General features: G+C 71.7%; 9 protein-coding genes. 5 read left to right on the top strand and 4 right to left on the bottom strand.

The window, feature by feature from the left end; all coding sequences use genetic code 11:
- Positions 1–6 precede the first annotated feature (6 nt).
- Positions 7–777, top strand: coding sequence for a serine hydrolase (locus tag ACZ6O2_RS32210; RefSeq protein ID WP_466025583.1), 771 nt, complete (start codon positions 7–9; stop codon positions 775–777).
- Here ACZ6O2_RS32210 and ACZ6O2_RS32215 read toward each other — a convergent pair.
- Positions 660–1,673 carry a LysR family transcriptional regulator gene (locus tag ACZ6O2_RS32215; protein ID WP_350709979.1) on the bottom strand — a complete coding sequence of 338 codons (1,014 nt, stop codon included), beginning with the start codon at positions 1,671–1,673 and terminating at the stop codon, positions 660–662. The two genes, ACZ6O2_RS32210 and ACZ6O2_RS32215, sit on opposite strands and share 118 nt — an antisense overlap.
- Before the next feature lie 191 nt (positions 1,674–1,864).
- Here ACZ6O2_RS32215 and ACZ6O2_RS32220 point away from each other — a divergent pair, with 191 nt between their 5' ends.
- Together ACZ6O2_RS32220 and ACZ6O2_RS32225 are read left to right on the top strand one after the other, a co-directional pair.
- Positions 1,865–2,509: a hypothetical protein gene (locus ACZ6O2_RS32220; protein ID WP_466025584.1), complete on the top strand. Its 645-nt coding sequence runs from the start codon at positions 1,865–1,867 to the stop codon at positions 2,507–2,509.
- A 157-nt stretch (positions 2,510–2,666) separates the two neighbouring features.
- Positions 2,667–3,695, top strand: a complete 1,029-nt coding sequence (locus tag ACZ6O2_RS32225) for a DUF7436 family protein (protein ID WP_466025585.1) — start codon at positions 2,667–2,669, stop codon at positions 3,693–3,695.
- A gap of 142 nt (positions 3,696–3,837) precedes the next feature.
- Here ACZ6O2_RS32225 and ACZ6O2_RS32230 read toward each other — a convergent pair whose 3' ends face one another.
- Together ACZ6O2_RS32230 and ACZ6O2_RS32235 are read right to left on the bottom strand one after the other, a co-directional pair.
- The gene (locus ACZ6O2_RS32230; RefSeq protein WP_466025586.1) at positions 3,838–10,155 is read right to left on the bottom strand and encodes an RHS repeat domain-containing protein; all 6,318 of its coding nucleotides are present in this window, start codon (positions 10,153–10,155) and stop codon (positions 3,838–3,840) included.
- Positions 10,156–10,289: 134 nt separating this feature from the next.
- Positions 10,290–13,463 carry a LamG-like jellyroll fold domain-containing protein gene (locus ACZ6O2_RS32235; protein ID WP_466025587.1) on the bottom strand — a complete coding sequence of 1,058 codons (3,174 nt, stop codon included), beginning with the start codon at positions 13,461–13,463 and terminating at the stop codon, positions 10,290–10,292.
- Between the two features lie 545 nt (positions 13,464–14,008).
- On the opposite strand from ACZ6O2_RS32235, the gene ACZ6O2_RS32240 reads away from it, so the two are divergent.
- Positions 14,009–15,790 carry a class I adenylate-forming enzyme family protein gene (locus tag ACZ6O2_RS32240; RefSeq protein WP_466025588.1) on the top strand — a complete coding sequence of 594 codons (1,782 nt, stop codon included), beginning with the start codon at positions 14,009–14,011 and terminating at the stop codon, positions 15,788–15,790.
- A 100-nt stretch (positions 15,791–15,890) separates the two neighbouring features.
- Positions 15,891–18,044, top strand: a complete 2,154-nt coding sequence (locus ACZ6O2_RS32245; RefSeq protein ID WP_466025589.1) for an MMPL family transporter — start codon at positions 15,891–15,893, stop codon at positions 18,042–18,044.
- A 132-nt stretch (positions 18,045–18,176) separates the two neighbouring features.
- On the opposite strand, the gene ACZ6O2_RS32250 is transcribed toward ACZ6O2_RS32245, so the two are convergent.
- A complete protein-coding gene (locus ACZ6O2_RS32250) occupies positions 18,177–19,631 on the bottom strand; it encodes a hypothetical protein (RefSeq protein WP_466025590.1) in 1,455 nt (484 codons plus the stop codon).
- Positions 19,632–19,822: the final 191 nt, after the last annotated feature.

Below are 19,822 nucleotides of genomic sequence, written 5' to 3' on the forward strand. Positions count from 1 at the left end.
CCGGCGGTGCGGGTCGGGGCGATGGTGCGGCGGCTGGACGACGGCCGCACCGTCTCGACCGACCCCGACCTGGCCCTGCCGCTGGCCAGCGTCGGCAAGGTGCTGCTCCTCGCCGAGGTGGCCCGGCGGCTCGCCGACGCCACGCTCGCGCCGGACCAGCCGGTGGAGCTGCTCGACGCCGACCGGGAGGTCGGCGGCACCGGGCTGCTCGGCCGGCTGTCCCCTCGGCGATGGACGGTCGCCGACCTGGCCACGGTGGTCGCCGCGGTCAGCGACAACGCCGCCACCAACGCCCTGCTGCGGCTGGTGACCCTCGATGCCGTGCAGGAGCTGGCCCGCCGTGCCGGGCTGCGGGACACCACCGTGCACGACCGGATCCGGGCCGAGCGCGGCCCCGACGTGCCGCGGACCTTCGCCACCGGCACCGCCCACGAGCTCTGCGCCTTCCTCGCGGAGGTGGCGACGGGGACCTGGCACAGCCCGCAGGCGTGCCGGCTGCTGCGCGGCTGGCTCGCCGGCAACACCGACCGCACGATGGTCGCCGACTCCGTCGGCCACGACCCGTGGTCGAGCGACGGCGTCCGGGTGGAGAACAAGACCGGCACCGACACCGGGGTACGCGCCGACACCGGGATCGTGTCCGGCCGGCACACCGTCGTCTACGCCGTGATCGCCGCGTTCGAGCCCGGAGCCGAGCGGGAGGCCGTGGCCGAGCTGCGGCGCTGGGGCGCGGCGGTCGACCGGCTCGCCGGAGCCCACCGCTCGGACAGCTCCTGACTGAGCGTCGCCGCCGCACCGGCCAGCCGCTCGACGAAGCTGCCGACCACCGGATTGGGGTTGCCGGGGCGCAGCGCCACGCCGATCTCCCGGTGCAGATTCGCGTGGGCGAGCTGCCGCACCGCCACCCCGCCGGGATCGCCCAGGCCGAGCGACGGCACGAGCGCCACCCCGACACCGGCCCGCACCAGGCCCAGCACCACCTCGTAGTGGTCGCTGCGGCAGCGGACCCGCGGCGGGAAGCCCTCGGCCCGCGCCGCCAGCTCCAGCACCGAGACCTCACCCTGCACGCCGAGGGTGGTGATCCACGGTTCGGCGGCAAGGTCTGCGAGCCGTAGCCGCCGCCGCCCCGCGAGCGGGTGGTCGGCGGGGAGCACCACCAGTTGCGGGTCCACCATCAGCGGCTGGACCTTCGTGTGCGGCGACTCCTGCGCCGGGCTCAGCGGATGGTCGAAGACCACCACCAGGTCCAGTTCACCCTGGTGCAGCCGGGGCAGCAGTTCGTGCGGCTGCCCCAGGATCAGCGCCAGCTCCACCTGCGGATGGTCGCGGGTGAAGCTCGACAGGGCGCGCGGCAGCAGCGCGGTGCCGGCGGTGGCGAAGAATCCGATCCGCAGCAGTCCCTGGCGACCCTTGCCGTGCGTGGCCAGTTCGTCCCGGGCGGCCGACATCAGATCGGCGATCTGCTGCGCGTAGTCCGCCAGGCGCTGGCCCGCGGCGGTCAGCCGCAGGCTGCGCGGCCCCCGCTCCACCAGCGCCACCCCGGCCTCCTGCTCGAGGGTGGCGAGCTGGTGGGAGACCGCGGACGGGCTCAGCCGAAGCTGCTCCGCGGCGGCGACGATGGTGCCGCGGCGGGCGATCTCGAGGACGACCTGCAGGCGTGCGGTGTTGAACATCGGCGGGCTGCCTTCCCCTGCTCAAGGGCGCTCGGTCAGCCGTCGACCGTCGCCCGGCTCACACTCTCGCACGCCGTCCACGCCTGCTCCACGCCGACCACGACGGCACCGCCGACCCGCCGAACCACAGATCAGTCATGTGCGGCTGGAGCATTGGGCCGCGCCGGTTCCCGCCCTGCGAGGATGGACCGGTGGACGGTGATCTGTCTGTGGCGGTGGCGGGCCTTCAGGAGGCGTTCGCCCGGTACCCGCGCAGGGCGGTGCTCGAAGGCTGCCCGCATTGCCGAGGACCGGTGCCGGTCGACGATCACGACCTGTTCTCCTTGACCATCAGCCTCGGCAACACGGTCGGCAGCCGCGACGACCTGAGGAGTCTGCTGCCCCCGCTGCTGGAGCGCATGGTCACCTCCACCGAACTCGACCCGGCGATCGTGTTGGGCAAGCTGCCTCGCGAGCAGTGGCGTACCTGGCCCGAAGCCGAGCAGGGCGCCATCGACGGCTACCTGGATGCGGTGTGGCGGTCGTTGCTGGCGACGTACCCGTCGCAGGTCGGTTCGTTTCTCGACCCGGCCACCTTCCTGGACGCGGTCGTGGCCGGCGGGGAGGGCGTCGAGCGGTTCCTCGATGTCTGGGACGTCACGCTCAGCTCGGCGGCGGATCGCCACCTGGCCGCCACGGTGAACGGGCTCGCCTTCGCGGGCCGGAGGCCGGCGGCGCTTGCCGCCTGGCTGCGCCGCGAGTCGGTCCGCGACCGGCTGTTTCGGGCGTTCGAGCGTGACCACGCCAGGTCCTGGGGTGACGACCTGGCGCAAGCCTACGACCTCGTCCGTATGTGAGGGTGACGATCCGTGCGCAGCCAACTCCACCAACTCGGTTTCCGGGTCGTCCCAGACCCGCCTCGTAAGGTTCATTTCGGCTCATATCCGAACGGCGGGTCGCCGTACTAACCTCTCCCCTCAGCGTGGTGGCGCTGTGGGAGAGGGAGAGGTCTTGATGCTGGCGGAAGTCGGCGTGGACGACACGTGTGAGCTGGTCTACCGGGCTGCCCTCCAGCGCCGGGTGTGGAGTCCGGAACAGCTTCGCGCTGCCGTGGACCTGCCGGCGGCGAAGGTCGACGCGGCGGTGCGGCGTCTGGTGGAGATCGGACTGCTCCGGCGGCCCCACGCCGACCAGATCCGGCCGGTGAACCCGGCCGTCGGGTTCGCGCCGCTGCTGTCGTACGCCGAGGCGCGGCTCACCCGCCGGACGCGAGCGGTGGAGCTGACCCGCGCAGCCGTCGCGGAGATGTCGGCCAGCTTCCGGACCAGCCCCGCGCTACTGCACGACGTCGAACTGCTCGACGACCGGGACGCCGCCTGGCTGTGTCTCGAGGAGATCGCGGCGAAGGCGACGACGAGCATCCAGTGCCTGGCGGCCGCCGGAGCGGTGCCGGGGATGGGGACCGGCACCGACTACGACCCGGCGTACCAGCTGGCGGAGTGCGCCGCCGCGCGTGGGGTCCGGGTGCAGTTGATCCTGCTGGACAGCATCGTCAACGATCCGCGGCTGCTCGCGGGCGCCCGACGGGTCCGCGACAACGGCGTGGAGGTCCGGACCACCCCGACCCTGCCGGTGTGGACGTTCGTCGTCGATGACCGGTACGTCGTGATGGTCATCGACCCGGCGGACAACCAGCGGGGCGTCATCCGGGTGTCCCACCCGGGCCTCGTGGCGGCCACCGCCGACCTGTTCGGCCGGCACTGGCTGTCCGCGGTGCCGATCGAGCAGCAGGCTTCCCCGCCACCGGGCGAGCTGACCCGGCAGCAGCGGCAACTGCTCCAGCTTCTCGCGGCGGGAGCCAAGGACGAGAGCATCGCCCGGCAGTTCAGCGTCTCCGCCCGCACCGTCCGGCGGATGATCGCCGAGCTGGCCGACCGGATCGGCGCGACCAGCCGCTTCGAACTCGGCGTCCAGGCGGTACGCCTCGGCTGGCTCGACGACACACCCGAGCCGGTGCCGGGCCCCGAGCCGTTCCACGCCTGAGCCGCCGACGGCGAACCCGCCGGCTGCCACGAGGCAACTCGGCGGGTTCGCTACCTGCGCAAGAACCGCTCAACGGGTCAGGGTGTGATCGAGGAGGCGGCAACTCGAACACCGCCATGTGCGGCGGCCCGGCCGCCGTTTCCTACATCGGGCCACTGACGCAGTTCGGATGGCATCCGACGTTGTGCAACTCTCGCCGCGTCAGCCCGCTCGAACCGGATCCGCTGCTCGATGATGGGCGACCGGACCTGCTCCAGGATCGTGACGGAGCCCGCACAGGTCGGAAAGTCCGCATGGCGATCGAAGGGAACCGCGGCGTGAGGCCCGGACTGCGCGGCTTGGTGGTCGACGGGACGAACAGCGGCATGAGTGTCTCGTCCAGGGAGTCCTTGCAGAGGCCGTTCGGCTTGCTGAACAGCTTGCACCCTTCCCAGCTCGTGCTCCATACGCCCATGGGCACGTTGTAGGTGGTTTCGACGCCGCGGACGAACGCCTTGGACTCACGGGCGAGTTCGTCCAGATACAACCATTCCTCGGCGGCTGCCTGACGCTTGGCCTGCATCTCCGCCATTTCAGCGGAATGGCGCGACACATCGGAATGGTAGTTTTGGGAGAATTTGCCGGGGTTGAACGCGGCGCGCACGGCGTCGTCGGCGGCGTCGAGTTCCGCCTTCGCCACCTTGGCCGCTGTGATCGTGGGCTTCGCGAGTTTGGAGATCAGAGCGCCGGCACCGCCAAAGGCTGTGCTGAGGACGCCGATGAAGCAGTCACTCCCCTTGAGTTCGATGCAGGATTTCCCAGTATCGAGCACACCGAAGGCAAATCCCGCAAGCCCGAGCCAACCGACCGGGGTGACCAACGACGCCACGAACAGGCCGGCAGAGATCAGGCCGGCGTTCTCCCAGATGAACTGACCGGATTTCTCAAGCCAGCCCGGCAGCAGTCCGGTCGGGTCGCTGAAGGTGACCGGGTTGGCGTTGCTGTACGAGTAGCCGTGCATCTGCTGCGGGTCGGTCAGGTCCATGATCGGGTCGACCGAGATGAACCGCCCGATGGCGGGGTCGTACTCGCGGGCGCCGAGGTGCGTGAGGCCGGTCGACGAATCGAGCGTCCCCCCGACGAAGCCCTTCTCTCCCACCCAACTCGACGGCTGGGCACCGCGCGGTCCGCCGTACGGCATGCTCTTGCGCGCGGTGGTCGCCGCGGTGACCGGGTCGAACGACAGGGTGTTCGTCCCGTGATGGTCGGCGAACTGGAAGGTCACCCTGCCGTCCGAGGTACGTACCGCGGTGCCGCCGCCGACGTCGACGTACCGGGTCCCGCTCACCGTTCCGGTCGAACGGTCCAGCTTCAGTTCGGTTTCCCCGAGGTGGACGGTCACCGCCGCCGGGTCGCGGCGGACGAGCCGGTTGCCGTCGGCGTCGTACACGAACTCGGTGACCTTGCCGGCCTCGGCCACCGAGGCGACGTGGCCCTCGGCGTCCCAGGTCAGGGTCTGGTCAGCGCCGGCGACCTGGCGTCGGGTCGTGTTGCCGGTGGCGTCGTAGGTGTAGCTGTCCGTACCGGCGCCCGGCCCGGTGGTGACCACGCCCGAGAGCCGGTGCGCTCCGGGCTTGCCAGCCTCCGGGTAGCTGTACGCGCGCCGCACGTCCTCGGCCGGGTCCCCACCGGTGTCGTGTCGCGTCTCCGTGAGCCGGTTGCCGACCTTGTCGAAGGTGTACGAGTGCCAGTAGGGATCCGGGCCGCCGACGGTCGCACCGGCGCCGGTCGCCGGCGCCCCGGCGCAGTTGTCGGTGGCGGTCCACGCCTCCGTCATCCGGCGCAGGTGGTCGTAGCCGAAGCATTGCACGTCGGCGGTGCCGCCGGCCGGGGTGTCCGCGATCCGGGTGACGTTGCCGGCCGGGTCGTAGGTGTAGTTGACATCCGCCACCTTCGACGGGTTCGCCTCCCGGTCGACCTGCGCTCGCACCAGCCTGCTGGTCGCGTCGTCGTAGGCGTAGGTGCGCTGGGCGCGCTTGGTGCCGGTGGACAGGACGTGCCACAGCGGCTGGTGCAGCAGGGTGTAGGCCGTCTCGGTCAGGTAGCTGACGCCCAGCGTGGAGGAGACCGTCGTGGGCAGACCAAGCTCGTTGTAGTGCCGCAGCACCCCCTCCGCCGGCAGTCCGCCGGCCGCCGGATAGGTGGTGGACTGCACCGTGCCGTCCAGGTTGTAGCGCTGACTCACCTGGTACGTGCCGGCCAGCGCCCCCTCGGAGGCGGGAATGGTGACCCGGGTGGCGGTGGGACGGTACCGGTCGTCGTAGCCGACCACCGCCGAGACGTAGGCGTTGCCGCCGGCCCAGCGGGTGGACGAGGTGAGCTGGCCCTTGCCGCTGGTGAGCGTGTCGTAGACCCACTCAGCCAGCTTCGGCCCGGTGGCTGAGCCGTCCCGCAGCGACGTCTTCCGGCGCAGGTCGTCGTAGGTGGTCGCGACGGTGCGACCCTGCGCGTCGGTGGTGCTGACCAGCTGGTCGGCGTCGTCGTACGCCAGCGTGGTGGCACCCCGGTCCGGATCGGAGACGCTGGTCCTGCGGCCGCGCAGGTCGTAGCCGTACGTCCAGGTGTTGCCGGCCGGGTCGGTCACGCCCGCGAGGCGGTCGGCGTGGTCGTAGGCGTACCGGGTGACGTCGGCCGGGCCGGTCGGGGATCCGCCGTGGTGCTGGCGCAGCTCGACGGTCCTGCCCCGGGCGTCGACCACGGTGGTGGTGGCGGTGCCACCGTCCGGCGGGTCGAGGCTGGTGCGGTCGCCGCCGTGCGTGGTCGTGGTACGCCACTTCTCCACGCCGTACGAGCGCAGGATGCTCGCGGTCTGCCGGCCGGCGCCGTCGTAGACGGTGACCGTCTGCGACGGCACGTCGTTGTCGGCGACCTGCCACACCGTGGTCGCCGGCGCGCCCGTGGCGTGGTACGTCGCGTTCGACTTCACCACCTGGCCCCGCGAGTCGTAGCCGGTGTCGGTGATCAGGCGCCCGCCGCCGAGAGCCGGCGACTGGGTCTGCCGAGCCCGTAGCAGGCCGTCGAAGAGCGCGTAGCCGGTGGCGTAGCTGCCGTCGTTGCGCAGCGTCCTCGTGGTGACCACCGACGGCCCGGTGCTGCTCAGCGCGTAGTCGAACTCGGTGTTCGGCCCGAGCGACGTCGACCGGCCCGGAAGCCAGACCTTGGTCAGCCGACCCAGCGGGTCGTACGCGGCGGTGGTGACCTTGTTGTTGGGGTCCGTCACCGTCTTCGGGGCGCCATGTGCGGGCTCGATCTGGGTGGTGGTGACGTGTCCCAGCGGGTTGGTGACGGTGACAGCGGTGACCGGACCGCCGGTGGCCGGGGTGTAGCGGGTCGTGGTCAGCTTGCCCAGTACGTCGTAGCTGTCCAGGGGCCGGCCGTGGCTGTCGTAGCTGGTCCGCTCCGTGGTCAGGTACTGCGGCTGGCCGCCGGACCAGCCGGCGAGTTCCTCCACCTTGACCACGTCGCCCTTGCTGGGCGGGCTGCCGTGCGGGGCCTGCGCGTCGTCGTAGTAGGTGCGCTCGTCGGAGATCAGGTCGCCGGGGTAGGCCGGGGTGGCGGCGCAGGCGGCGGAGACGGTCTCCACCCGCGACACCGCGCCGAGCAACCAGGCGGTGGCGTTGCGGGCGTACCAGGTGCGGGTGCACCGGTCGTCGGCGGCCGTGCCGGTGTCGCCCAGGTCGCTGGTCTCGGTGACCAGGCCGTCGGCGTTGTAGGCGTACTTCGTCTCGGTGACGCGCTCGCCACCGGCGGCCAGCGCGGTGCGGGTGCGGGACGCGGCGGCGCCGGTCATGAACGCCTCGAGCGTGCCCCACGGGCGGACCATCCGGGCGGTGGGCGCGTTGCCCTTGATCCAGCCGTCGGTGACCGTGCTGCTCACCTCGGCGCCACCGGGCCCGTTGAAGCTGATCGTCTCCCGGGCCAGGCCCGCCAACGCGCGGTGGTCGTCGACCCGCACACCACGCGAGTCGGTGACCTTGACGTCCCTGGTGCCGCCGGCGGCGAGCTTGTCGCCGTCCATGCCCCGGAAGTAGCGGGTCTCGGTCTGCGAACGCTGCTCGTTGTCGGCCCCGCTGGTGACCCGAACCCGCCCGTAGCCGCGCCACTGCGACCAGGTCTTGTACTTCTCCTTGGTCAGGCCGTCATCGTCGTCGTGGTGCCAGGCCGCGCCGTCGAGGTACTCGTACCGGCTGACCATGTCGGGCGAGGCCGGGTCGCGATCGTCGACGACGACCTGGGTGACCAGGTACTTGTGGAACCAGTCCACGGTGGGGTTGGCCGCGCCGTCCGGGGTCCAGTAGCTGGGGAAGCAGCGCTTGGTGTTGGCGTCCGGGGCCGGGGTCTGGCCGCGTACGCAGTCGGTGGCGGAGTAGGTCACCGAGGTGGTGCCGCCGGCCTCTGACACGATCGTGCTGATCCGCCATTTGATCATGGGCGCGATGCCCTCCAGGGCGTCGACGCGGTTGACCAACTGGGTGCCGTGGAAGACCAGCTCCGGCAGGGCCTCGCTACCGCCGGCCCGGCCGGTGTGGGTGATGCCGGCAAGCCACAGGGCCGGGCTCGTCCCGTCTCCCGGCTTGAGCAGCTGGTGGCGCAGGGCCCACGTGTCCACGTCCCGGAAGGCGACCGTCGCGGCGTCCCAGACCTGGGTGGCGACCCCCGTCAGCCGCTTGCGACTCCAGAACGTCGGGGAGAAATTGTTGGTGCACGTGGCGCCGGCGTTGCAGTTCCGGTCGAACGGCACGTCGGGCCAGTACCTGGCGTTGGTCGAGTTGAGCTTCGACTCGGCACAGTCGAAGGTCGAATCGGGCAGACAGCGCTCGGCGACGGTGAGGACCGTCCGGGCCGGGGCGGTGCTGAACAGCGCGTTCGAGCGCAGGCCGTAGTCGATCCGGGTGAGGTGGCCCCCACGGTGGTACGGCGTGCCGCTGCCGGCGGTCAGGTTGCGCCCGTAGTGGTTGGTCTCCCGCCCGTACCAGTAGGTCATGGCGTTGCCGTGCGGGTCGACCACGTAGTCGAGGTTCCACCGCCACGCCTGCTGGCACCAGGAGGTGGCGAAGGTGGAGGCCCGGCACGGTTCACCGGAGTGGTTGCCGAAGACCGGAGCGGCCCAGGTGGAGTTCGTCTCCGCCTTGCCGCTGGCCCAGCCGGGCAGGCGGTTGAGGCCGAAGTGGTACTGCGTACCGTCGACGGTGGTGACCCGCCAGTGCTCGCCGTCGTTGTCGCCGTTGGCGGTGGCCGTCGAGGTCAGCTTCTCCACCCGCGAGCCGTCGTCGCCCTTCGGTCGCCAGACACCCGTCGCGTCGTCGCGGATCAACTGGGTCGCCCGTCCCCCGAGGACCATGACGGCGTTGTCGTAGCCCCAGCACAGGTCGCCGGTCCTGGTGGTGTTGCTCGCCCCGGACCCCATGTCGTCGGCGCAGCCCTTGTAGCTGCGCTCGATGTATCCCGGCCAGAAGTCGAAACCTTCACCGACCCACGAGGTCTGGTTGTTGGTCTGCGCTATCCGGCCGTCCACGCTCCCCGAGGAGTAGCCGAGCGCCAGCTTCGGCACCAGGTCGCCCGCGACCTTGGGCGTCCGCATCGGGTACGACCAGGTGAAGTCGCCGGTCGAGCCGCCCGCCTGCCAGTTCGCGGACGGGGCGAGGGGGGTGGCCGTCCAGTCTCCCGCGCTGCCGGCGTCGGTCGCGGTGACCGCGAGGACCGTGGCGTCGGCGTCGGCCGGTTCGACGGTGACCTGCGACGAGAGCCGCCGCTCACCGAGGTCGTTGCGGGTGGACAGCGGCGTGGCCTGCTGGCAGGCCGGCAGCCGCGGTGTGGTGAGGACGCAGGCGGGCAGCCGCACCAGGCGCAGCCGCGCGGCGTAGTCACCGCCGTAGGCCCCGGCGAAGGCGGCGTAGTCGACGTCGAGCGCGACCTCGCCCGTGCGGGTCTGCCCGTCGCGGCGCTCGACCCGCATGAGCAGGCCGGGTATGCCGGCCCGGTCTGCGACACCGCGGTCGAGCACCTCGACGCGTATCCGGCTCGGTGCTCCGGCCGGCTCCGCCTTGGCGGCCTCAGCCACCTGCCCGACCCAGACCGGGAATGCCCCGGCCCGAATCCGGGCCGGTTGGCCGTCTGCGAGGCGCGCCAGACCCGTGTCTCCGCCGGTCAGGTCGACCACGGCGCTGCCGGCCTTCGGCCAGGAGACCTCCGGTGGGGTGGTGACCGCGTGCTGCGCGGTGCGGTCGGACGCGGCCTTGCCCCAGGCCGCCGGCTCACCGCCCTGAACCGAGCGGCCCCGGTCGGGTCGCGGGGGGCTCCATTGCCCGGTCGGTGTGGCGTGCGCCGGTACGGCGACCGCCAGCGGCACCGTGACCACCCCGGTCAGCAGGGCCGCCCGCAGGCGCGCCCAGCGCCCGGGCTGGGTTCTTCTCGTCGGCATTGGACGCTGACATCCTTTCGTGAGACCGGCACCCCGCCGGAACGTCGAGCGCTGCTCGGGGCAGGGCGGAGCCGGCCGCGGCATCGTGGTGCCGCGGCCCGCTCCGCCGACGACGTCGCCGCCGTTGGCAGCTGTTACGGATAGATCTCGAGGGGAAGGGCGTTGACCTGGGCATCCGTCAGGGCGCCGGTCCAGACCCGGACCTCGTCCACCGCGCCGGGCCAGAAGTCGGTGGGGTTGCCGTTCCCCATCGCCCGCCCGATGGTCAACGGGCCACCTGTCGTCCACCGCGCGTCGATCGTGTCGCCCGCCGCCCAGATCCCGTTGACGTAGAGGTGCATCCGATCCACCGCGTCGTCGTAGACCAGGGTGAGGTGGGTCCACTCGCCGGCCGTCACCGGGAACTGGTCGGGCGAGGCGAGGGCGCGGACGCTGGTCGCGGTGTCGGCGTCGGTGGTCGCCATGGTCGCCACCCACCTGGCGTCCGGCTCGCTGTAACCGAGGGAAAACGCGGCGGTACGGGTGCCGACCTGCGAGACGGCGGACGGGTAGCCGACCCCGGCTGTCCGGTCCAGACGGACCCAGGCGGACACGGTGAAGCTGCTGTCGGTACGCAGCACCTGCCCGGCGGTCGCGGCGTGGCCCGTGGTGCCGTCGAGTTCCAGGGCACCGCTCGTGTAGCCCTCACCCCAGCTCGCTCCGCCGTGCAGCGTGGCGGTACGCCCGTTGCCGGACGTGTCGGCCGTGCTCGTGCCGGCCGCCTCGTCCAGCGCCCAGGCCCCTTCGGCGCGCGGCGGCTGGTTGGACAGGTTCCGGATCTCGCTCGCCGTGCCGCCGATGGTGCTCGGGTAGACCACCCGGTTCCACACCCGCACGTCGTCGATCGCGCCGGACCAGTAGTTGACCGCGCTGCCGTACTTCTTACCCCGCCCGATCTGCAGGGACCCGACCGCCGGCCAGGTATACGAGCCGCGGGCGGCGGTCCCGGCGAGAGCGCCGTCGACGTAGAGCCGGATCTCCCTGGTCGACGCGTCGAAGACACCGGCCAGGTGGGTCCAGGCGCCCAGGGTGGCGGGCGCGTCGGACGCCGCGCGGATGACCATGAAGGTGCTGAGACTGTCCAACACCGGCGCCTTGAACGACCACTTCTGGTCGGAGCTGTCGTAGCCGAGGAAGAAGGCGCTGTGCTTGCTGCCGTCCTGGCTGACCGCGGTACGGTCCTGGCCCGCCGTGTCGAGCCGGACCCAGGCCGAGACGGTGAAGCTGCTGCTGGTCTGCGCCACCGAACTCGCCGAGGCGTGACCGGTGGCTCCGTCGGTCGTCAGCGCGCCACCGACCCGGCCGCCGGTCCAGCCGGCCCCGGCGCCGAGGGTGGCGGTGCGGTTGTCGCCGGAGGAATCGGCCGCGGTCGTGCCGCTCGCCTCGTCGAACGTCCAGTGCCCGGCCGGGGCGCTTCGGCCGCCCACCTGGAACGAGTAGGTGGTCCACGGTCCGGGTGAGTTGGCGACGTCGAGGCTGCGGACCCGCAGGGTGTGCAGCAGTGCCTCGGAGTCCGGCGGGGTGAGCGACACGGTCGCGGTCAGGTCACCGCCGGCCGCCACGGTCCCGGTGCCGCCGGCCGCGCCGTCCAGCTCGTATTCGTAGCTGGCCACGTCGGTGACGCCGTTCGGCCCGAAGGTGAACGAGCCCGGCTGGCCGATCCCGCCGTTGACGCCGATCGCCGGATACGTGGTCGAGCTGACCGTGGGGCCGTTCGTCGGCGCCTGCGGGTCGACTGTCACCTCGCAGGAGGCGCTCCACGCGCTGACCGCGGTGCCGTCCTCGGCGCGTACCCGCCAGGAGAGGGTGCGGCCGGTCCCGATGTCGGTCGACGGGACGACCGCCTCGTGCTGCAGCCCGGAACTCTTCGCGGCGGTGAGGGTCTCGCCGAGCCTGGCGCCACCGATGTCGTACCACTCGAAGCGGGCCCTGACGTTGCCGCCGTCGGGGTCGGCGACGGTGGCCAGCATCCTGACGGTGCCGGGCGGGCCGACGACCGGCCTGCTCTCGCCGGTCAGGCAAGGCTGGTCGGGGTACGTCGTCGAGTTCGTCGGCACGTTCGGCGCCGTGTTGTAGGTGATCGACAGGACGGGGTTGTTGTTGAACTTCTTCCAGCCGTACTTGTCCGTCTCGTCGCTGGCGCGCAACCCCATGGTCACGCTGGTCCAGCCGCCCGCCGCGGCGTCCTTCACCTGCTGCAAGGTGTTGAACTCGACGTCGGCCGGTCCACAACTGCTGGAGTAGCCGTGCGCGACGCTTCTGGTGTCCATCCGGTAGGCCCAGGTCGGTTGGGCGTGCCAGGCCATCGAGGCGCTGATCGAGCTCGTCGCCCAGAGCTCCACCGCCCGCGGCGAGCAGGACCAGGAGTGCGTCTCACGGATGCGGAGGGTGGCCGAGAGGATCTGCTTGCCGCGCACCTGGGAGGTGTCCATGCGGAAGAACGACCGGTAGGTGTCGCTGGTCGGCGAGGCGTTGGGGTCGTTGTAGTAGCCGACCTTCACGTCCCCGCTGCCGTTGTAGGTCGAGTAGTACTTCGACACCATGGCGTGGGCCTGCCTGGTGCCGCCCCAGGTCGGGTCGATGAAGAGCGGGTAGCGGGTCTTCGGGTCGGTCAGCATCCGCCGGTCGGGAAGGACCGCCAGTTCACCGGGGCGGGCCTCGACAGCCATCGCCGCCTGACGGGAACCGGTGCCGGGCCCGCGTACCGATCCGCTGGCGGCCTCGGCCCCCGAGGAGTCCCACATCAGCGGGGTGGGCGCTCGGAACACGACCCGCCCGGTGGCGGTCACCGCCTTGAGCCCTCCGTTCGGCTCCGACACGACGGTGAGTCCCGTGCTGCCGGTGGTGTTCAGACGCAGCCGATGCAACGCCGGGTTCGACGCGGCCTTCGCCGACCTGACGACGAGGACCTGCGCGAAGCCGTCCACGGTGGCCTGAACTCGTAGGTCGACCCCGGGCAGCACCTCCGGATACGTCGCAGTGTCCCCGTCCAGGGCCGGCTCGGGCAACCGGGCCGGCCAGCCGAGCCGGAGTTCGTGTCCGTCGCGGTGCAGCCGCGCCAGGGGCTGGTCACCGCCGCCGGAGAAGGTGACCCGCGCCGTGGTGGCCGCCGGGCCGACGGAGCCGTCGACCTGCCGGCGCAGCCGGGTGTCCACCTGGGCCCACCCGGCGCCCTGCCGCACCCGCACCGGATGGGCATGCTGCTCGAGCGTGAACGATCCACCGGGGTTGGCGAACACCTCGCCGGTCTCGGTCGTCAGGCTCGGCACCCGAACTCGCTGCCCGGACCGACGCGCTGCCGCCAGGGCCGCCGTTCCTTCGCTTCCCGTGGCCCGCGCCGCCACCGAGTTCCCGCTCGAAGGTACCGCGGAAACCCCCGTCGATATCGCCACCACCGCCGTACCCGGCAGTAGCAGACTCACGGCTGCAACCATCGCGCCGCGAGCGATTTCCCGCCCACGCGTCGCCATCACACCTCGCTAACAAGCCCGTGATCATGAGAAATGTGCCGAGCCGACGATAGGAGAGGGGTGATCACCACGGGCCCCGGCGAGCTGTCCGAAGGTGGTCATGGCCGCAGGCGGACACCGCGACGCCCACGTCGACGGGGAACGACGAATGAACTCGGACCGGACGCGGGTGTGGGTGCGGGTTCCCGCGCCCCGTTGCGACGGGGCATTATGGCCGGTCGTCGTTGCGTCCACACTGGTCGGACGGCCCGGGGGTCGGATGCGTTCGGGGTCGGATTTCCGTCCGCCCAGATCTGGTCTACGCCGGACAATGTCGATATCGTTACCGGCCAATTGGACGGCCGATGATCATTCGTCGTCAGCTGACCTCCCCCAAGCCCCGAGAACAGGAGGACGCGCTCGTGGCCTCACCCGCCGATTCAACGGTCGCCGGCGACGACGTCGAGCCGCAGCGGCCCATTCCGCGGTTTCTCACCGAGTTCACGCCCACCCGGTGGCGCCGTCGGCTGAGCCCCTTTTCGCGCGTACCGAAGCACTCCAAGATGGGCGAGACCTGGCACGTGGCGGCGAAGACCGCCCCGGACGAGCTGGTCATCGTCGACCGCCCGCCGGACATCGACCCCGACGGAGCCGAAACCCGCACCTACACCCAGTGGGCGGAACTCGTCGATCGCGCCGCGGCCTGGCTGCACAAGGCGGGCGTGCGCCCGTGGGACCGGGTGGCGATCCTCAAGCAGAACCACCTGGACATCGTCATCCTCGGCTGCGCCATCGCCCGCATCGGCGCCATTCCCTGCATGTTCTCCGGCTCCTACGGGCCGGAGGCGATGATCCCGATGCTGAAGCGGCTGGAACGGCCGTTCCTGTTGACCGACCAGAAGCACCTCGACAAGTGCGGCATCACCCCGGAGGTGGTGGCGGAGCTCACCGTACGGACGATCAGCGTCGACGCGGTCGCGGACCGGCCGGACGTGCTGCACCTGGACGACTTCAAGGACGCGCCGCCCGTCCAGCCGAACATGCGCGAGTTCAAGGAGCCGGTGGTCATCACCCACACCTCCGGCACCACCGGCGTACCCAAGCTGGTCATGCACTCCGCCGAGTCCATCTACGCGATGGCGATCGTGGAGACCGAGCGGTGGCCCAGGTTCGGGCTCCGGCGCAGCGACACGGTGGCGTTCTGCGATCCCTACACGCACGAGCGGCTCACCACCATGCAGCTGGCGATGGCCGCGGTCGGCCCGCGGGTGCTCTACCTGTCCGACCCGCTCTCGCCGAGGATCCGGGAGCTGCTGGCCGAGCACAAGCCGACGCTGGTGGAGGCGCTGCCGAACATCTACCTGGCCTGGGAGCCGCTGGCCCGCGACCCCGCCGGCCTGTTCAGCAACGTGCGCGAGTACGTCAACTCGTTCGACGCCATCCACACCCGCACGATCCGCACCTTCATGGCCGCCACCAAGCGCCGGTTCCCGATCTGGGTCCAGTCGTGGAGCCAGAGCGAGAACGGCGCGCTCTGCATCCGGCCGTTCTTCCGCTTCGTCGTGCGCCGCAAGGGGCACCGGCCGCCGCCGACGCAGCTGATCGGCTGGCCCATCCCGTTCCACGCCAAGATGCGGGCGGTGGACCCGGAGACCGGCAAGGAGGTCCCGCGCGGCCAGGTCGGCCTGATCGAGATCGACCAGCCGGGACGGTGCCTCGCGTACGTGGGCGAACAGGACCGGCACGACCTGAAGTGCAACGGCAGGTGGTGGAACACCGGCGACCTCGCGGTCATCAACAAGTGGGGTGCCGTGCGGATCGTGGACCGGGAGATCGACCGGATCCCCGGCGGCAGCGCGATCGAGTTCGAGGACCTCATCCTCGACCGGATCGACTACACCACCGAGGTCGTCATCCTTCCGGTCGCCGGCGACCTGCCGGTACCCGTGGTCAGCACCGCGGACGACGTTCCGCTGGACAAGGGCGACTGGGAGCGGGCGGTCGCGGACCTGAGCCCGATGGCCCCGCCGATCCAGATAAAGTGGGACGAGTTCCCGCGAACCGGCACGTGGAAGATCCGCCGGGTCGCGCTCCGGGAGAAGCTGCTCTCCGATGCCCAGGCGATCGGCATCGGGCGCTGGACCTGATCATCGCCATCCTGTGATCACAGCGACGCGGCGCCGGTCCTGACTGTGCCGGCGCCGCGTCGTTCTCCCGAGCACCGCGGTCGAGCGAAGGGTTGCTGTCATGTTGGATCTCCTCGGCCGGCTCGCGCACCAGGCGCGCTGGTGGGTGATCGCCGGCGCCGCGGTGTTCCTGGTCGCCGCGGGCACCTGGGGCGCCGGCGCGTTCGGCGACCTGGCCGTCGGCGGGTTCACCTACGCGGCGAGCGAGAGCTCCCGCGCCGACGAGGTCGAACGCAAGGCGCTCGGACGCAACGACGCGGACGTCGTCGTGCTGTTCGGCAGCGACCGCTGGACGGTGGAGGAGCCCGCGTACGCCGACGCCGCCCGGCGCGTGCTGGACGGGCTGCCGGCGGACCGGGTCGAGGGCGTGACCGAGTACTGGGGGGCCAGGGTTCCCGCCCTGGTCAGCACCGACCGGCACGAGACGTTCGCGGCGGTGCAGATCGCCGGTGCCACCGAGAACGAACGCCTCACCAACTACCTCGCCATCAAGGACAGCCTGACCAGCCCGGATCTCGACGTCACCGTCGGGGGGCCGCTGGCGCTGATCGACGACGTCAACAGCCAGAGCAAGGCGGACCTGACGCGCGCCGAGGCGCTGGCGTTGCCGATCCTTTTCCTGCTGCTGGTGCTCATCTTCCGCAACCTGCTGGCGGCGCTGCTCCCGGTCGCGGTCGGGGTGCTGGCGATCGTGGGCTCGTTGGCCGGCCTGCGGCTGCTGGCGCAGTTCACCGACATCTCGATCTTCGCGGTCAACGTGGTCACGCTGCTCGGCCTCGGGCTGGCCGTCGACTACAGCCTGTTCATGGTCAGCCGGTTCCGGGAGGAACTCGGCGCGGGCCACCCCGTCCCGGCGGCGTTGCGGCGGACCATGGTCACCGCGGGCCGGACCATCGTCGTCTCCGCGGTGACCGTCGCGCTCGCGCTCGCCAGCCTGGCCGTCTTCCCGCAGGTGTTCCTCCGGTCCATCGCCGTCGGTGGGGTCGCCGCGGTGCTGCTGGCGGGGTTCTTCGCGATGACCGTGATGGCGGCGATGCTGGCCCTGTTCGGGTCGCGGCTGCGGGAGCGTCGCCGCAGGCCGGTCGACACCGACCCGAACTCCGGCGCGTGGGCGCGGATCGCGCGGACGGTGATGCGCCGACCCGTACTGGTCGGTGGCGCGGTCATCGCCGTGCTGGTGGTTCTCGGTCTGCCGTTCCTGCGCATCTCCTACGGCTGGCTGGACACCCGGGTGCTGCCCGCCTCGGCGGAGAGCCGGCAGGTCCAGGACGCCATCGAGCGGTCGTTCCCGGACAGCGTCACCCGGCCGGTCGAGGCCATCGTCACGCTGGACGGCCCGGTCACCGGTCCTCCCGGCCGGGAGGAGATCACCGCGTACGTGGAGCGGGTGGCCGCGCTGCCGGGCGTACGGCAGGCGGACGTCAGCGGTCTGGCCGGCGACACCGCGCGGGTCACCGTCCGGTTCGACGCGGAACCGATCTCCGAGCAGGGGCGGGAGCTGGTCGACGCGGTGCGCGGCGTCGAACCGCCGCCCTCCGGCACGGTGCTGGTCGGCGGCGACGCCGCCGGGTTCGCCGACCTGATGGACATGCTCGAGCAGCGGCTGCCGTGGATGGCGCTGCTCGTCGTGGTCACCACGTTCGTGCTGTTGTTCCTGTCCTTCGGCTCGCTGGTGCTGCCGGTCAAGGCGATCCTGATGAACGTGCTGAGCCTGACGGCGGCGTTCGGCGCGGTGGTGTGGGTCTTCCAGGACGGCCACCTCGCCGGGCTGCTGCGGTTCACCTCCACCGGCAACATCGACGTGGTGCAACCGATCCTGATCTTCGCCGTCGCGTTCGGACTGTCGATGGACTACGAGGTGTTCCTGCTCTCGCGCATCCGCGAGCACTACGACCTCAGCGGTGACAACACCGAGGCGGTGGCGGTCGGGTTGCAGCGGTCCGGCCGGATCATCACCAGCGCGGCCCTGCTGCTGGTGGTGGTGATCGTGTCGTTCGCGACCGCGAGCGTGCTGGTCGTGAAGATCATCGGTATCGGGCTCGCCCTCGCCGTCGTCGTCGACGCCACCATCGTCCGGGCGCTGTTGATGCCGGCCACGATGCGGCTGCTCGGCCGGTTCAACTGGTGGGTGCCCGGGCCACTGCGGCCGCTCTACAGCCGGTGGGGGATCCGCGGGGAGAGCAGCCACCTGGACGCGGAGCGTACGGCCGCGTAGAGCCGCGCCGCCGTGGTGCCCGCGTAGAGCCGTGCCGTCGCGGTGCCCGCGCCCGGGAAGCCCCCGCCGTGTCAGCCCGTCGCGAGGCGCGCCCGTGGCCTGGGGCCGCCCCCCAGGCCACGGGATGGAGGATCAGTAGATCAATGCCCGGCCGAGGCCCATGTCGGTGAGGCGGGTGGAGTGCACGATGCTCGTGACCTCGACGGCCTTCTGGATGCGTTCCTCCGGCGTGGTGTCGACCAGCCGCCGCCCGTCCCACACCTCGTAGTCACCGATGGCGGCCAGGTGCGGGGCGATGCCCTCCTGGAACCAGTTCTCCCAGCGCGTGAGCTGGTCGGACACCGGCAACTGCTCCCACAGCCGCATGCCGTCGCGGATGAGCTCGACGAGGCGTTCCTTCTCGTCGGGGTGCCGCTGCACGTGCTCGCGGATGATCGACGTGCCGACGGCGAGGTGGCGTACCTCGTCGATGGCGGCGCCCTTCTCCATGTCCGCCATCCGCGGGTCGATCGGTCGCCACTTGCGCTCGCTGAGTTCGAACGACGGGGCGAGGAAGCCTTCGACCAGGATCGTCAGCAGCACCACGCCGCCGACGAAGTCCTGTTGCTCGCGCACGATCGGCATGCCGTACTCCTCCAACGGATCGAGGATGGCCGCCTTGTCGTGCGCGGTCTGTCGGGCGATGACGGCGGCGACGTCGTGCTCGTCGATGCCGAGGTTCCGCAGGTGGTTCCGGAAGATCATCGCGTGCCGGGTCTCGTCCACCAGTTGGGTGGCGTAGAACTCGGCGGTCGTGGAGTCCGGCGCGCACGCCACGATGTGACCGATCGCGCGGGCCGCCCGCTCCTCGGCCAGGGCGCGGAACGCGACCTCCTGGATCAGCGCGTCCCGCAGCGGGCCCGGCTCGTGCAGGAAGTCCGGGGTCACCAGCTCCGGCGAGTAGCCGACGATGTTTCCGCGCAGCGTGCGCTGCGGGACGTTGGCGAACCAGTACCGCAGGTCGCAGTCGCGTGCGGTCAGCCGGATGCCCTCCGCGCCGTCGAACAGGGAGGACGCCTGGTCCCAGTCGGCGGCGTCGGCCGCCGTCATCCCCGACCGCTCGTCGGTGCGGGGGGCCGCCGGCTGGGGACTGTAGGTGACCACCGGCTGCGGACGCGGGCCGGGCACGGTGACCGGTGCCGCGTCGGCGGATCGAGGAGGGGCCGGGACCGGGACCGGCTCGATCGTGGGGCCGGGCGCGGGCGCGCCGGCCGGCGGGACCACGGACGGCTGCACCGGCGCCGCCGGTGGCTGTGCCGCCGCTGGTGGCTGCGCGGCGGGTGCCGGGGCGCTGTCGTTCATGATGAACGGGCGGGTGCCGTCGAGGTAGTCGACCAGCGGCGCCGCGACGCTGGCCCGCGACGGCGGGTGGAACGCGACGCACTGGCAGGCCGCGACCAGGTAGGCCACCTCGGGGGAGCGGATGAACGACATGCCCCCGAGCATCTCGACCGCCTGGCGGGCGGCGTCGGTGATGGCGTCCTGCGTGCCGTAGCGGGCCATCAGGACACGGGCCAGCGCGTCGTTGCCCGTCTCGCCGGCCTGCATGGCGCGGGCCGCGCCCTCCAGCAGCTGCGTCGCCGTCTCCAGCCGGGTGCCCAGCGGGGGGGGGGGGGGGGGGGGGGGGGGGGGGGGGGGGGGGAAAGGGGGGGGGGGGGGGGGGGGGGGGGGGGGGGGGGGGGGGGGGGGGGGGGGGGGGGGGGGGGGGGGGGGGGGGGGGGGGGGGGGGGGGGGGGGGG

This window comes from Micromonospora sp. NPDC048040, assembly GCF_055587185.1.

What these genes read in the sequence shown, in the direction of transcription:
- ACZ6O2_RS32245 (WP_466025589.1), top strand. Translation starts at nt 15,891, where the DNA reads ATGTTGGATCTCCTCGGCCGGCTCGCGCACCAGGCGCGCTGGTGGGTG.
- ACZ6O2_RS32230 (WP_466025586.1), bottom strand. Translation starts at nt 10,155, where the DNA reads ATGCCGACGAGAAGAACCCAGCCCGGGCGCTGGGCGCGCCTGCGGGCG.
- ACZ6O2_RS32240 (WP_466025588.1), top strand. Translation starts at nt 14,009, where the DNA reads ATGATCATTCGTCGTCAGCTGACCTCCCCCAAGCCCCGAGAACAGGAG.
- ACZ6O2_RS32250 (WP_466025590.1), bottom strand. Translation starts at nt 19,631, where the DNA reads ATGCAGGCCGGCGAGACGGGCAACGACGCGCTGGCCCGTGTCCTGATG.
- ACZ6O2_RS32215 (WP_350709979.1), bottom strand. Translation starts at nt 1,673, where the DNA reads ATGTTCAACACCGCACGCCTGCAGGTCGTCCTCGAGATCGCCCGCCGC.
- ACZ6O2_RS32225 (WP_466025585.1), top strand. Translation starts at nt 2,667, where the DNA reads ATGCTGGCGGAAGTCGGCGTGGACGACACGTGTGAGCTGGTCTACCGG.